The sequence below is a fragment of the Mucilaginibacter sp. P2_A4 genome (assembly GCF_056405015.1).
On sequence record NZ_JBFUCX010000001.1, the window covers coordinates 392661 to 408422 of the forward strand.

11 protein-coding genes are annotated in these 15762 nt (G+C 35.8%); 10 read left to right on the forward strand and 1 reads right to left on the reverse strand.

What is annotated here, in order from left to right:
* Positions 1 to 12: 12 nt before the first annotated feature.
* Positions 13 to 3138, reverse strand: coding sequence for a SusC/RagA family TonB-linked outer membrane protein (locus AC1DYB_RS01420; RefSeq protein WP_477431808.1), 3126 nt, complete (start codon positions 3136 to 3138; stop codon positions 13 to 15).
* A 488-nt stretch (positions 3139 to 3626) separates the two neighbouring features.
* Here AC1DYB_RS01420 and AC1DYB_RS01425 point away from each other — a divergent pair, with 488 nt between their 5' ends.
* From AC1DYB_RS01425 to AC1DYB_RS01470, 10 genes are all read left to right on the forward strand, one after another.
* Positions 3627 to 5249: a capsule assembly Wzi family protein gene (locus tag AC1DYB_RS01425; protein WP_477431810.1), complete on the forward strand. Its 1623-nt coding sequence runs from the start codon at positions 3627 to 3629 to the stop codon at positions 5247 to 5249.
* Positions 5250 to 5418: 169 nt separating this feature from the next.
* Positions 5419 to 7899 carry an SLBB domain-containing protein gene (locus AC1DYB_RS01430; protein WP_477431812.1) on the forward strand — a complete coding sequence of 827 codons (2481 nt, stop codon included), beginning with the start codon at positions 5419 to 5421 and terminating at the stop codon, positions 7897 to 7899.
* A gap of 33 nt (positions 7900 to 7932) precedes the next feature.
* The gene (locus AC1DYB_RS01435) at positions 7933 to 9015 is read left to right on the forward strand and encodes a Wzz/FepE/Etk N-terminal domain-containing protein (protein ID WP_477431814.1); all 1083 of its coding nucleotides are present in this window, start codon (positions 7933 to 7935) and stop codon (positions 9013 to 9015) included.
* A gap of 299 nt (positions 9016 to 9314) precedes the next feature.
* Entirely contained in the window at positions 9315 to 10217 is a 903-nt protein-coding gene (locus AC1DYB_RS01440) for a glycosyltransferase (protein ID WP_477431816.1), read from the forward strand.
* Positions 10214 to 11491, forward strand: a complete 1278-nt coding sequence (locus AC1DYB_RS01445) for a lipopolysaccharide biosynthesis protein (RefSeq protein ID WP_477431818.1) — start codon at positions 10214 to 10216, stop codon at positions 11489 to 11491. The genes AC1DYB_RS01440 and AC1DYB_RS01445 overlap by 4 nt, the downstream gene beginning before the upstream one ends.
* On the forward strand, positions 11488 to 12114 hold the full coding sequence (locus AC1DYB_RS01450; RefSeq protein WP_477431820.1) for an acyltransferase: 627 nt from the start codon (positions 11488 to 11490) through the stop codon (positions 12112 to 12114). Before AC1DYB_RS01445 ends, AC1DYB_RS01450 begins: the two co-directional genes overlap by 4 nt.
* 2 nt (positions 12115 to 12116) lie before the next feature.
* Complete coding sequence (locus AC1DYB_RS01455; RefSeq protein WP_477431822.1) at positions 12117 to 13040, forward strand: NAD-dependent epimerase/dehydratase family protein; 924 nt, start codon at positions 12117 to 12119, stop codon at positions 13038 to 13040.
* Positions 13033 to 14211 (forward strand): glycosyltransferase, encoded by a 1179-nt coding sequence (locus tag AC1DYB_RS01460; RefSeq protein WP_477431824.1) that lies wholly within the window; start codon positions 13033 to 13035, stop codon positions 14209 to 14211. The genes AC1DYB_RS01455 and AC1DYB_RS01460 overlap by 8 nt, the downstream gene beginning before the upstream one ends.
* Positions 14212 to 14239: 28 nt before the next feature.
* Positions 14240 to 14929: a glycosyltransferase family 2 protein gene (locus AC1DYB_RS01465; RefSeq protein ID WP_477431826.1), complete on the forward strand. Its 690-nt coding sequence runs from the start codon at positions 14240 to 14242 to the stop codon at positions 14927 to 14929.
* Positions 14919 to 15758 carry a glycosyltransferase family protein gene (locus AC1DYB_RS01470; protein WP_477431828.1) on the forward strand — a complete coding sequence of 280 codons (840 nt, stop codon included), beginning with the start codon at positions 14919 to 14921 and terminating at the stop codon, positions 15756 to 15758. The genes AC1DYB_RS01465 and AC1DYB_RS01470 overlap by 11 nt, the downstream gene beginning before the upstream one ends.
* Positions 15759 to 15762 lie beyond the last annotated feature (4 nt).

Sequence of the window (15762 nt, forward strand, 5' to 3'; positions counted from 1 at the left end):
CACACAAATCATTTAAAATGTAACATTTACGCCAAGATTGATGATCCGTTGCTGCGGATACGTCCTGCCATAATTTAAGGAGGAGCCTGGGTTTAATAAAGAACTTATGTTCGAAGCACTTTCGGGATCAAAAGAGGGCCCGAATTTATCAATCGAAAACAAGTTGTTCCCGCTCACAAATATCCTCGCTGCCTTTACTTTGATCCTGCTTAGCAGCTCCTTTGAAAAACTATAGCCTATTTCCACATTTTTTAAACGAAGGAAGGCATCGCTGCGCAACCAATAGGTTGAGGGGTAGGCATTGGAGCCAAAGGTTCTTTCGGTAGGGCCATTAAAAGTACGGGGATAGGTATTGTCACCCTCCTTTTGCCAGCGACCTGTAAAAAACTGCTCGGCCATATTTAAACCATTGGGCATTAAAAGAGCCTGGGCCTTTGCCTGTCCCTGGAAAAATATGGTAAAGTCGAAGTTTTTATACTTGCCACCTAAGGTAAGCCCATAAAGTAGCTGCGGGGTGTTGGATAGGGTGTTCCTAACCTTGTCCAGATCATTGATCACACCATCGCCGTTAACATCCTTATATTTGATATCGCCCACTCCTGTGCCGTTTTGGTGAGGATAGGCATTCAACTGAGCAGTGTTCTGAAAAATACCCTCTGCCTGGTATAAAAGATATGAATCTGTAGAATAACCGGTCACCTTCTGATAGCCCGGAACATTCAAAGGCTCGGCACCGTAGATTACTTTATTAACCGCATAGGTCATGTTTCCGTTAACATTGAAGGAGAAATCCTTACTAACCGTTTTACTATAGCCCAGATCAATTTCAAAGCCTTTATTATTAACCTTACCCAAATTCACATCTGGTAAGGTAAGGCCAGCATAATCAGGTACAGCCGCGCTTGGTTTTACCAAAATGTTGTTACGTGAAGAGCGGAATACATCTACACTAACCGAAAATGCTTTAAACAATTGTGCATCAAGCCCCAGGTTGGTTGTAGTAGCCACTTCCCAGGTGATATTGGAGTTAGGGGCCGGACCTAAAGAGAAGCCTGGCACCTGCGTAGCATTTGGCCCAAAGTAGTATCCGGCTCCTAAATACTGTGAGATTTGCCCGGCCTGAAGGCCATAGGTTTGGATATACTGGAAGGCATTAACCGCGTCATTACCTGTTTTTCCCCATGATCCCCTCAGTTTCAGGTCGTCAATAACTGACGAATGAAAAAAGCCTTCCTGCGAAATTCGCCATGCTGCAGATACGGACGGGAAGAAGCCAAAGCGTTTGCCTGCCGGAAAGTTGGGAGAACCGTCATAGCGCATGTTATAATCCAGCAAGTACCTGTCGTCATAATTATATGATAACCTGCTGATAAAGTTTTGACGTGCAAACTGTGTAGTAATAGAATTATTGGTTTCGCCAACAGTACTGCCTGCGAATAATTCGGTTACGTTATTACTCAGGAAACCGGTTCTGTAAGCATCCAGCTCTGTATAAGTTTGCTGCTGCTGCTCGTAGGCTACAAATGCTTCAATACCATGTTTCTGGAATTTGCGCTCGTAACCTAATTTAATATTGATCAGCCTGCTTACGGTTTGACTATTAGTTATCGATAAATTAGGCGGAATGGTAGAGGTTACCTCATCATAATTGCCTGTTGTTTTATTATAACTATAAGCAGGTGGGGGCAATGCATTGAATCCTTTATATTGGTTGGAGTTTACGTCATACGCAAAGTAACCATCCAGGTGCAGCCCTGGTGTAATTTTCGGTAATGCCCAGTTAAACGATGTTTTGGTTTGTAAAAAATCATAATTGTTGTGGGTATAGCCTAAACCGCCATTTAATACATAAACCATGCTGTTTTGCGGGCCTCCACCTATACCAACACCTACTTTACCGTTTGGATAAACCGGAACCAAATATGGATAGGCTGCCCAAAGCTGATTAAATATCCCATTGGCATCGTAACCTGGAGCTTCACCATTTTTAAATTCGTCACGGTACATTACGTCCACGCCAATCTTAAAGTTGTCGGTAGCCGTAATGTCAATATTGGCCCGGGCATTGTCGTTTTTATAATAGTCTGCTCCGCTATTATACATACTGTTTTGAAACAGGTGCTGACCCGAGATATAGTATTTCACCTTATCCGAACCGCCCCTTAAGGTAAGCACGTTATTGGTTTGCGTTGCCCAGTTTCTCATAACCGCATTCCACCAATTGGTATTAGGGTGGCCAAGCGGATCGGTACCGTCTTTGTATTTTTGAATATCATCAGCTGTATATTCATGCTGCTGGCCAACCAGGTCGTCGTATTCATTTGCAGATTGCGCAAACTGCCATGAACTCAGCATTTTTGGAACCCGGGTAGGCTGCGTCATAGAAAAATTGGAAGTAAATGATAAGGTGGTTTTACCTGTCGTTCCCCTTTTGGTGGTTATCAAAATTACACCATTAGCCGCCCTGGCGCCATAAATAGAGCCAGTGGCATCTTTTAACACAGTAAAGGATTCAATATCCGCAGGATCTAAGCGATTAAAACCACGATCTGGAATTCCATCAATTACAATGAGTGGGCTGGTGTTTCCGAGGGTTCCCTTTCCCCGCACAAGGATACTGGCATCGTCGGCTCCGGGTTCGCCGCTCCGGGTGTTTACGATCAGTCCCGGTACAGCGCCTGCAAGCGTATTGGATACGTTAGCAACGGGCGATTTTTCCAGTTCGGTACCTTTAATGGTACTTACGGCTCCCGTGAGGTTGGCTTTTTTCCGGGTACCGTAGCCAATCACCACTACTTCGCCAAGGTTTCCCGAGGCTTTATCCGGGGCCATGGTTACGTCTCCATTCCAGTCTTTGGTAACTACGACTACTTTTTTCAAATAGCCGATAAAGGAAAAGGAAAGTTTTGCGTTGGTTTCAGGAACGCTGATCTTGTAAAATCCGTTCGCATCGGTACTTGTGCCTTGAGCGGTTCCATCAAGCAAAATACTTACTCCGGGAAGGGCCTGGCCGTGTTCATCGGTTACATGGCCCGAAATGCTTCTTTTTTGTTGGGAAAAACCCTGCTGATAACACAGCAGCAAAATAAAGCATAGTAAATACATGCCCAGTTTTTTAGGTGGTACTTTTTTTTTCATAATGATTTTTTGGTTTGAATTGGTTATTCTGTTCTGTTCTATTCTTTAATAAAGGTAATGACAAAATTGTTACCTCCAAATGTTTTTTTTAATTATTTGAAAAAAGGTGTTTGGAGGTTGTACTCAATAGGAAAAGAAGGCGATTAATATCTGCCTGAATTATATTATTAAAAAGTTGTAGCGAATTAGATAGGTCGTTCGTATAGGGTTTGTACCTAAGTGTAATTATTACATGAAGTAAATATTATATATTTGTTATTATGTCATATATCCGACGCATGTAAGGAAAAAAAACAGCTATTTTGCTGTGAACATAGATTACAGCATTTTACTTTATTGTGCTCTTTTAAGTAAATAATAAGGTCGAATAGATAGCCAGATATACTTTGAAGTAAACAATTACGTTTTTAATATCCTTAAACCCTACAGTCTTATCCGTGAAAAATTTATATCTTATAATTTGCCTCTTACTCTTTACTACTATAAGTATGAAGAGTTATTCTCAAACTATTCCGGTTGGTAATTACCTTGAAGATATTGCAAGGAGAGACCAAATTTTAGGTAAAACTGATAATCCAATTTCCTTTACCATTCGTCCTGTTAGTCCTGAATGGAATAAGAATGCGCCAGACTCTTCTTTGCAGAACCTGGTGGCAAGTAAACAATATTTAAAGTTTAAGCTTATGGAGGTGCCGTCCGGAGTGCAAGTACTTCCCTTTAATTGGTTAAATGAGTATAATGTAAATAGGCCCTATGGATATAATAATGCTTCGTTATATCCTAATAAAGGTTATCAAAGCCTCATCAGCGGTGGTTTTTTAATAACAGCAGGAATATTAAAAATTCAACTTAAACCAGAATTGGTGTATGCTCAAAATAAGGCATTTAATACTTTTGCCGATTTACAGGCTAATAATAACTCACCAGCACTTATGGCAGCTTATTTTAGTACTATAAACGGGATAGATGCTCCAGAAAGGTTCGGAAATAAATCAATAACTCATTTGTACCCAGGGCAATCAAAAATCACCTTGAATTACAATAGTGTTGAAGCCGGAGTTTCTACCGAAAATCTTTGGTGGGGGCCTGGCATAAAAAATTCCATTATGATGAGTAACTCCGCGCCTGGCTTTTTACACTGGACATTTAATTCTGCAAAACCGGTTAAAACAATCATCGGCTGGTTTGAATGGCAATTAATAGGCGGCAACTTAAAGCAATCAGGATACGCACCTGATGATGTAAGTAAATTAATTTACGGCACCGGCCTCTATAATCCTAAACCTAAAGTTACCAGGTATATATCGGCATTAACTGTTAACTGGCAGCCCAAATGGTTAAAGGGATTATACCTTGGTTTTACAAGCTATGATTATCTTGATAAGGATTCTACCTACCACCAAAGAAATATTATCCGTAAAACATTTCCGGTAATCACCGGCTCATCTTTAAAAGCAAATGATATTTCAAATGCTACACATGGCGACGGACAGGATTTTGCATATGCATTTAATATAAGGCAACTTTTACCGTTCTATAAATCAGAGATTTATTTTGAATGGGCCAGGAATGACAGATCAGGCGGCTTTAATGATTTTTTACTGGAGCCCGAACACTCAACGGCTTACACCCTTGGTGGCAGAAAACTGTTTGACCTTGGTAAGAACGATTTTTTACAAATTAAAACCGAAATAACTCAATTGCAAAGAGCACCAACGTATTTATTAAGGGATGAGCCTACCTGGTATGAACACCTTACAAATCCGAGGGATGGTTATACCAATGATGGCAGATATATAGGAGCCGGAATTGGACCGGGAAGTTACAGCCTTATACTTGACTTTAGTTACCTGAAAAATCTAAACTCCTATGGCATAACCCTTGAAAGGCAGTTACATAACAATGATCTTTATTACAGTGCCTTTGCCGGTACCGGTATATATAATTTGCATTGGGTTGATCTTTCAGGCACCTTTTACACGAATATAAGATTGAAAAACTACCTGCTCTCTGCAGAAGTTACCCCTGTTTACTCCTTAAATTACGAGTATAGAAACGGCGCAAGCTTTAATTTACATGCAAGGCTCAATCTCACTTATTATTTTAATTAATTATCATGGCTTTTATTACAGAAGCATTAACTTTTCATATGCATCATAATTAACCTCAAACTAAAAGAACTTACATAGTTCTTAATAAATAATTATTTGACTTACTTTTGCAAAAAATAATATCATTTATTGGAGTGTTATTTTTTATGCTCTAATGGCTTTTTTACTTATGAATAAACTTAACTTTCGGGTACTTTTGGTTGTCCTCATGATTATCTGTGGGGCAATTAAAACAGTCTCGGCTCAAACTGCTCTTCAAAATATTTCTTCTGTTAATGTTGATGATCTTTCTGATCAGCAAATAGCCCAATTGATTCAGCAGGCGCAAAACGCAGGCTTAAGTGACGCCGAATTATTACAACAAGCCCAAAGCAGGGGAATGTCAAACGCTCAGGTTCAAAAATTACAAACCCGTATAAAAGACCTGCGAGCTAAAAATGGAGGTCAATCCAATAATCGGACTGATACCGTTGATGCCACAAACGGCAGGCGGCTTAATTATAAGCCGGACGGCGTTGATACATCATATACCGGAAAAGATATTTTTGAAAACCTAAAACCTAAAATTTTCGGTGCGGACATTTTTAAAAATAAGAACAGCTCATTTGAACCTAACCTGAAGCTGGCCACGCCGTTAAATTATATATTAGGCCCTAATGATCAGCTTAATATAAATGTGTATGGCAGTTCATTAGTAAACTGGAAACTGGATGTTTCACCAGAAGGTAACATTAACATTCCGGGAATAGGCATTTTAAACGTTGGGGGTAAAACCATTGAACAAGCCACCTCACTCATAAAAAATAAGCTTGCTGCAAATAACTATGCCATTGGGCGTGGTACAAGTGTGCAGGTAACACTGGGCAATATACGCAGCATACAGGTTATTATTATTGGCCAGGTTGTAAAACCGGGTACCTATACGTTGCCATCGCTTGCTACAGTTTTTAACGCGTTATATACAGCAGGCGGCCCAAATGATAATGGTAGTTTAAGGCAAATTGAAATCATCAGGAATAACCGGATAATAAGGCATCTTGATGTTTATGATTTCCTGGTAAAAGGTGATCAAAAAAATAATATTGCATTACAGGATCAGGATATTGTACGCGTACCTACCTACAGAACAAGGGTTGAGCTTGCGGGACAGATTAAAATACCGGCATTATTTGAGGCTTTACCCGGTGAGAGCCTTGAAAATATATTAAGCTATGCCGGTGGATTTACAGATAGCGCTTATACTGCACGCATAAAAGTTTCACAGATAAGTGATCAGCAAAGAAAAATTACCGATGTTTTAGAAGCCGATTACAAGAATTATATTCCTTTAAGAGGAGATAAGTATACCATTGAATCTGTTATCAATAGGTTTGAAAACAGGGTTGTAATCAATGGAGCCGTTTTTAAACCAGGAGATTATGAGCTGCAAAACGGATTGACTTTATACCAGTTAATAGGAAAAGCCGCTGGGTTAAAAGAAGATGCTTTTACAGATAGGGGGACAATTACCCGCCTAAAGCCAGATAATAGCACCGAAATGGTAGGTTTTAGTGTAAAGGATGTAATGAATAAAACAGTGAGCATCCCGTTGCAGCGCGAAGACATTATTAATATATCGTCGATTTTTGACTTGCGCGACAAATACATCGTCACTATTAATGGCAGTGTAAGGAAACCCGGAAAATTTGCTTTCTCAGAAAACATGAAAGTGGAGGATCTGATATTAAAGGCCGGCGGTTTTGCAGAAGGAGCGAGCACAAAACGCATTGAAGTAGCCAGGAGGATTTCTGATGCTGATCCATCATCCAAAAGCAGCTCTGTAGCCCAGGTATTTAGTGTTAATATAGATGGCCCTTTAAAACCTGCTGAGGCAAACTTTATATTGAACCCGTTTGATATTGTTTCGATATATAGCTTGCCAGGATATGAAAAGCAAAAAACAGTAAAAGTAGAAGGCGAAGTTCTATATCCCGGATCTTATACTATAAAAAATAAGAATGAAAAAATATCAGACCTCATAGCGCGCGCTGGCGGTCTTACCGCATCGGCCGATGTTGAAGGAGGTTCTTTAAAAAGAGAAAACATTGCCATATTAGGAGTTGATAAAAATAAGGTTGATACTACAGCCCTTGCGCTTGAAAGAACAGCCAAATTTGACAGGCTTAAAAGAACTTACAAAGATTCAACCAATACCGGTGATGCGCAACAGCGCAACAATTATGTAGGCATTGATCTTAATAGTATTTTAAAATCGCCGGGTTCAAAAATTGATCTTCTTATAGAAGATGGTGATGTTTTAAGAGTTCCAAAAAAGCAACAGATAGTGCGGGTTAATGGCCAGGTACTTTATCCAAGCGCAGTAGTTTACGAAAGTTCAAAATCGTTTAATGACTTTGTATATAACGCCGGCGGATATGGCCCTGACGCACTAAGAAGAGGCGCGTATGTAGTATATCCAAACGGAACTGTTAAAGGCACCCGGAAGTTCCTGTTTTTTAACAGCCATCCCTCGGTTAAACCAGGCAGCGAAATATATGTGCCTAAAAAATCTGAAAGTAAGGGTAACACAGCTCAAACCATTTTAGGGTTTACTACAGGCTTAGCTTCTTTGGGTGCTATTATTCTGGGGATTTTAAGTTTGAATAAATAGATATGAGATTCACTCAGTCATTAGACTAAATTTATGAATATAGAAGATCAGGAAAGATCTGGTAATAAATCAGATGAATTATCTGTAATAGAATTATTGGCTAAACTTAGATCAATAATTAAATACTTTAGAAGTAAGTGGTTAGTAATTTTATGCTTTTCAATAATAGGTGCATTGCTGGGATTAGGATATTCATTTTATAAAAAGCCAACCTATTCTGCTGTTTGTACCTTTGTTTTGGATGATGGTGATAAAGGCGGAGGACTTGGTCAGTATGCAGGGTTAGCAAGCTTGGCCGGTATCAATGTAGGGGCTGGTGGTGGTGGCGGTATATTTCAGGGCGACAACATAATAGAGTTATATAAATCAAGAACAATGATTGAAAAGGCCCTGTTGAGTGAAATTACAATTAATGGCAAAGCCACTAAATTAATCGATAGGTATATTGATTTTAATAAACTACGCAAAAGCTGGAAAGAAAACAATCATATTGATACTATCAATTTTAGAGACAGTTCTCGAAAGTTTAATAGAACTCAGGACAGTATAATTACAGATATAGCAGATTCGTTTAATAAAAACTTTTTAAAAGTTGATAAACTTGATAAAAAATTAAGTATTATAGTTGTAAATGTAACTTCTAAAGATGAATTGTTTTCAAAAGAGTTTAATAACAAACTTGTAGAGACTGTAAACGATTTCTATTTAAAAACTAAAACTAAAAAGACTTTTCAAAATTGTCAGATATTGCAGCATCAAGCTGATAGTTTAAGGCAAATTTTAAATATTTCAATTAGTGGAGTTGCTTCAGCAAATGATGCTGTTCCTAATTCTAATCCTTTATTTTCTGCATTAAGGGTTCCGTCGCAAAAAAAGCAGGTAGACGTGCAGTCAAGTATGGCGGTCTACGGAGAAATTGTAAAAAATCTTGAACTTGCTAAGATTTCACTTAGGCAAGAAACTCCTTTGATACAAATAATCGATAATCCGGTATTCCCCTTGTATAAAGAAAAATTAGGGAAGCTTAAGGCAATTTTGATAGGTGGGTTATTAGGCTGCTTCATGACTATCCTATTTTTAGGTATAAAAGGACTTTTTAAAATGTTAATGATTTGACAAATTATTTTAAGTAAATAGTAATTTTCTTAACTCTAAATATGGAAAATTAGTTTAGTAAAATTACCGTTATATATAGCCGGCAATAAATTTTTGGTAAAACTTTTATAAAAACGAAAGCCCATCAATTTGAACGTATCCCCGATTTATTTAGTCATTACTCTATATGTAATAACCCGGTTTAAAATGGAATATATCTAATGTGTTTGGTGAATGTATAACCGGGCTTAATGAATAACCATTAAGATTATAAATAAAAGTAATTAATGATTACTTAATGATAATTACAAATAACTTATATGTTAAAGGACTTAACGGTAGTGATACCAACATACAACAGGAATGATTATTTAATTAAAATCTTAAACACTATCCCTAAAAATGAAAATGTAGTTATCGGTGATAATGGAGGGAGCGTAACAGAGGCCATAATTAAACAATATCCTGATTTTTCATTTATACGTCCGGCTAAAAAGCTCAATATGTTTGAGAACTGGAACTTTTGTATCAACCATGTTAAAACAAAATGGTTTATCATCCCCTCTGACGATGACATGTTTTATTCAGGAGCTTTTAAAAAAATTGAAAACGCGTTGAATAATTACAGTGATGCTAATATAATTTTATTCGGGCACAAAGTTATTAATGCGTCGGACGATGAGCTCTCATCCTGGAAATCAGAAAAAATTGAGATGTTGGAAAGCCCGCATGGCTACAATTATTTTAAATATGGTGTAGATGCACGATTGCCTGCAATTATTTTCAAAACAGATGTGGCAAAATCATATGGGTTATTTGATGAAAGCTATGAGTACACGGCTGCTGATAGCTTGTTAATTCAAAAATGCATGCTTTATGGTAAAGCCGTTATATTACCAGAAATTATAGCTGCATACCGGGTATGGCCGGATAATTTTACAAATAAACATATATCAACTCCTGATTGGCTAACAAAAATAGATAGATGGCAAAATGAAATTGGTACAGCTGCTAAAATTGTCTATAATAAACTAAATAAAGAAATAAATACTGTGCAAATCAAAGATGAGGTTTATGCGAGGAATTTATTAGGTGGAGTAGCAAGTAAAAAGGCCAAATCGGGATTTATGGGAGCTTATCTTTTGGTAAAGAGTGTACGCTTTCCGTTAAAAGCTAAGTTAATTACCCAAATGAGGATTATTAAAGCTTTGTTGATAGGATGAAAGCCAATTATAGTGTAATTAAATCCATATTAGGTTCTACAGTATTTAAACTTTCTTCTGCTGCCGTTTCCTTTATAACAGTTCCGTTGCTTTTAAAAACCCTTGGAACCAATAACTATGCCGTTTGGGTTACTATAACAGCTTTATTGACATGGCTCAACCTTTTTGACTTCGGATCAGGCTACAGTCTTAAAAACAAGGTAACAGAATCCCGTGCCAGTAACGACAGTGAAACCCTTGAGGTATTAATTGCCGGTACAATGCAGTTTTATATATTAATGACGCTATTATTGGTAGTCATTTTTATTATCTCCACATTTTTTGTAAATGTATTTCAATCGCACCTGGCGCTGGCTTATGTTGTTTATTTGCCAATAATACTTTCCTTTCCATTTACATTGGGGCATTTCATAATACAAGGAATAAAAAAATTCAATGTATTTAACTCTATCCTATTTGCCCAAAATATTATATGGTTAATTGTTTTATTGATTTTTAAGTTTAAACTTTTTGAAGTAAACATTTACAGGTTGGCGTTTTTCTACGGCACACTCTATGTAATAGCCAATTTTACAATTATCTTTTATTCTCTAAAAAAAGTACATTTTAAATGGGAACAAATATTAAACTTTAAACATTTTATAGCATCAAAAAAGTCACTATTAACAGGAACAAAGTTTTTCTTACTACAAGTGTCGGCTCTATTTCTGTATTCCATGGGTAATATTTTAACTTACAATAATTTATCCTTAAAAAATGTAGCACAATATGATACCGTCAATAAAATTTTTTTGCTGGGAATGACAATATTCAATGTGATTATTTCTGTTTTTTGGACGGAAATATCACATGCAAAAGCCCTAAATGATGGAGTAAAACTTAACAAAATTTTCAACCAACTTTTGTTATGTGCTTTTGTTTTTAGTATTGGCGCATGTGTTGTAACACTGTTTATTCCTTTTTTAATAAGCTTATGGACCAATAAAACAATAATAATTACTAATGTGAGGAGTATATATCCTTTTGCGCTATTAATTATAGTGCAGGTTTTTTCTTATTGTGGATCTGTATTTTTAAATGCATTTGAACAGTTGAAAGGCCAAATAATTCTTTCGGTAATTGCGTCTGTATTAATGATACCATTAAGTAAGCTTTTGTTTCAATTATCAGTAGGTATAGGTTCGGTACCTTTGTCTGCGGCTATTCTTACCTTACCGGCATTAATATTTGTGATATATAAATCAAAGTCCTGCATTAACAAAATTAATATATGATCAAATATGTTTTATCGAAAACAAGGCGGTTCCTTCATTTAAGGCGTATCGACCAAATTAATAGATACATTTCAATAGGCAATTCTCACCTTTTAGAGGTTTTTAATATAGTACTGAATAAGCCAGAAGAAAATAAAATTTACGTAAAAATTGGTGAAGATTCAATGCTGAATTGTACTATCATATTCGAGTCGGAATCTGGAGAGGTTTTAATTGGAGATAGGTCATTCATCGGATCGAGTCAAATCATATGTAAAAACAAAGTTGAGATACAAAACGATGTGTTTATTGCGTGGGGGTGTTGCATTTATGATCATGATTCACACGCTATTGATTATAGAGAACGACAAAAGGATATTCAACGTCAATTAAGTGATTACAGGAGCGGTAAAAACTTTATTGAAAGTAAAGATTGGAGTGTAGTTAATTCAAAGGCAATTAAAATTTGTTCAAATGCCTGGATTGGTATGGATTGCATAATATTAAAGGGCGTTACAATTGGTGAAGGAGCAATTGTAGCTGCCGGTAGCGTTGTTACAAAAGATGTGGCCCCATGGACGGTTGTTGGCGGTAATCCTGCAAAATTAATTAAGGAAATTCCAATAGAATTACGGAGAAATTAAAAATGAAACAAGTTCTTATAACAGGTGCCTATGGATTTTTAGGGCGATATACCTCAAAAGCATTTAATGATGCAGGTTACCAGGTTACTGGGATAGGTCACGGAAAATGGCATAAACATGAATACAATCAATGGGGAATTGAAAGCTGGTTTGAATCAACCATTACTTTTGAAGCCTTGATAAACATGAATAAATCATTTGATATAATTGTTCATTGCGGGGGGAGCGGGTCGGTAGCGTTTTCATATCAGAACCCGTTTGAGGATTTTCAAAAAAGTGTTCAAAGTACATTAGCATTATTGGAATATATTAGGCTAACGGACAAACCATGTCATTTTATATATCCATCCAGCCCTGCTGTTCAGGGAGATTTAGGAGATAAGAAAATTAAGGAATATGATCCATCTAATCCTGTTTCTCCTTATGGCTTTCATAAAAAAGCGGCAGAGGAATTGTGTTTTTCATACAGCAAAAATTTTGGATTAAAAGTTTCAATCATTCGTTATTTTTCAATTTACGGAGCTGGTTTGCAGAAGCAGTTATTATGGGATGCCTGCATGAAAATTAAAAATGCTATTGATGAAATAACTTTTTTTGGCACAGGGGAAGAAACGCGGGATTGGATATATGTTAAGGATGCGGCTTCATTAATATTAGCGATAGCAGCAAATGAGAAAAAGAAAATCAGCATTATAAACGGAGCATCCGGAGTTAGATCAACTGTAAATGATACCATAAAACTTTTAGTGAAGTTATATGGTAAAAAAATTACTGTAAAGTTTAACCAGGAAGTAAAAGCTGGCGACCCCAGGTTTTATTATGCAGATATTTCAAATGCTAATGAATTAGGTTGGGATCCGGAGGTAGAATTGCAGGAAGGTGTTCAACAATATGTAGATTATTTTAAAAAGTTACAGAATGATTAGAGTTGCGTTTTTAATCAATTTTCCAAAAGAGTATAAAGGAGGAATTAATTACATAAAGAATCTGCTTTATACAAATTCTATTACTCAATATCCGGATATTGAATATTATGTAATATTGCCATCAAACATTGAACAAGAATACATTGATATTTTTTCACCGTACGCCAAACTGATTTTTACGGATGTATTTAAAGATCGAACAGTAGCATGGTTTTTAAACAAAGTTTTTAATAAAGCGTTTAGTTTTCAACTTCCATTATATATGCTTTTTAAAAAGCATAAAATAAATGTTGTTTCTCATTCTTTTTTTTGGGGCAATTATAAATCTTTAAAAATAGTTAATTGGATACCTGATTTTCAGTGTTTGCACTTTCCAAATTTGTGGCCTAAAAAACAACTGGATTTAATAACTAACATTAATACCAACATAGTTAAATACAGCGATGTAGTAATTTTAAGCAGCTACGATGCTTTAAATGATTTCAAAAAGTTTGCTCCCTCTCAAATTGGTAAAGCGAAAGTACTTCAATTTGTTTCGCAGCCAGGTGAAGTGAATGAGGTTGAAAATATTTATAAAGAAATTAAGACAAAGTATGGATTGCGGGACAAGTTTTTTTATTTACCTAATCAGTTTTGGTCACACAAAAATCATATGATTGTGCTAAAAGCAATCAAGCTGCTTGTCAAAAAAGGAATGAATCCGTTGGTTATAACAACTGGTGTGATGAATGATTTTAGAGGGAACAATAAAAACCTTGATGATATAAAAACGTATATAAAACAAAATAATCTCGATGAAAATATATTGTTGTTAGGGCTTATTCCGTATAGTGAGGTATTAATATTAATGCGGAAATGTATAGCCCTTATAAATCCATCATTTTTTGAAGGATGGAGCTCAACTGTTGAGGAAGCAAAAAGTATAGGTAAAACAGTTGTATTATCAGATATTCCGGTGCATAGGGAGCAAAACCCAGGTAAAGCTTTTTATTTCACACCAAGCGAAGAAAAGGAGCTGGCTGATATATTAGAACACGTTTGGAAAGATCAATTAGTAGAAGAGGATACAGAAAAAGTTAAAAGTGACCTCGAAGAAAACTTATTGGCAAGAACCAAGGCTTTCTCCGCAAATTATTATAAGATAATAAAAGATCTGACAGAAAATAATTAAAGGTAATTAACCTTAATTGAAATTACGTATGCGGCGTCAAGATGTCCCTCAAATAACTATAATAACTGTTACCTATAATGCGGCGGATTTTATTGAAGCAACCATTAAATCTGTAATAGAAAAAAAAGCAGATAACGTTCAATTATTTATTATTGATGGAGGTTCAACAGATGGGACTGTACAGGTTGCTAAAAAATATGAAGATCAAATAGCATACTTTATCAGCGAACCGGACAAAGGATTATACGATGCAATGAACAAAGGATGGAAAGAAGCAAATGAAAATAGCTATATTCTATTTTTAGGTGCTGGAGATGAGATAGTGAGTTTACCTGAATTTAATTTACTTGTTAAAGCAGATATAGTAGCTGGAGAAGTTAAAATAGGTAACAAACATTTATATATTCCTAAAGTAGACGTGAGGCTTAAAATAGGTAACACCTTACATCATCAGGCACTATTGATAAAAAAAGCCATTCATCCATTGCCGCCATTTGATCTTAGTTTTAAAACATATGCAGACTTTGATTTTAATCAACGACTCTACAAATCTCATTTTAAAATTATAATCGACAAAAATTTCAAAGCTTATGCCATGGAGGGCGGGGTTAGTACAAGTTTTAATAAAACAGAGTCATTAAAAGTGGTAAGGAAAAATTATGGATGGTTTTACTATAAACTGGCACAATTTTATTATTTGTTAAGACATGAAGTTTAACGAAAATATTTTCGCGATAATAGTTTTATATAAGACTAAACTATCCGATTCAAAGACTTTTTTATCATTAACAAAATCTTTAAATGTCAATAATACCAAGCTTGATCTACTAATATATGACAATAGCCCGGAGTATAATTTAAAAGGTAAATTTGAATATCCTGAATGGGATATCACCTATATTCCTGATGTTGATAATAGCGGTGTCAGTAAAGCATATAATAATGGTGCCGAAATTGCAGAAAAAAAAGGAAAGAAATGGATTCTTATATTTGATCAGGATACTGCATTTCCTGAAAATACGATAGATATTTATACCCAGGCAACTATTAATTACCCAGGCTATAAAATATTTTCGCCGATAATGCTTATAAGTAGTAATGTAATTGTATCTCCATGTAGATTTAAATTTATGCGCGGGACATCTTTGAATCATATAAAATCCGGACCTCATACATTCCACAATTTATCTGTAATAAATTGTGGAATGTGCATCGACATCAATTCATTTAAAGAAAATGGTGGGTATAATGAGAAGATTAGGCTGGACTTTAGTGATCATGATTTTATAAAAAGGTTTAAAAAGGTTGTGACTGATGAATTTGTTGTTTTGGACTTAAAAGTCTATCATGATCTATCAACCACAAATCAAAATTCTTTTAATAGCGATTTACTTAGGTTTGATTATTATTTGGAAGGATCAGCACATGTAAGCTCAAATAGTATGGAAAGTATAATCCTAAAAGTGATTGGTATATTAAGAGCAACAAAACTATCATTACGGCATAAAAGTTTAGCTTTTATAAAAAAAGCAATAGCATCATTTTAATGTT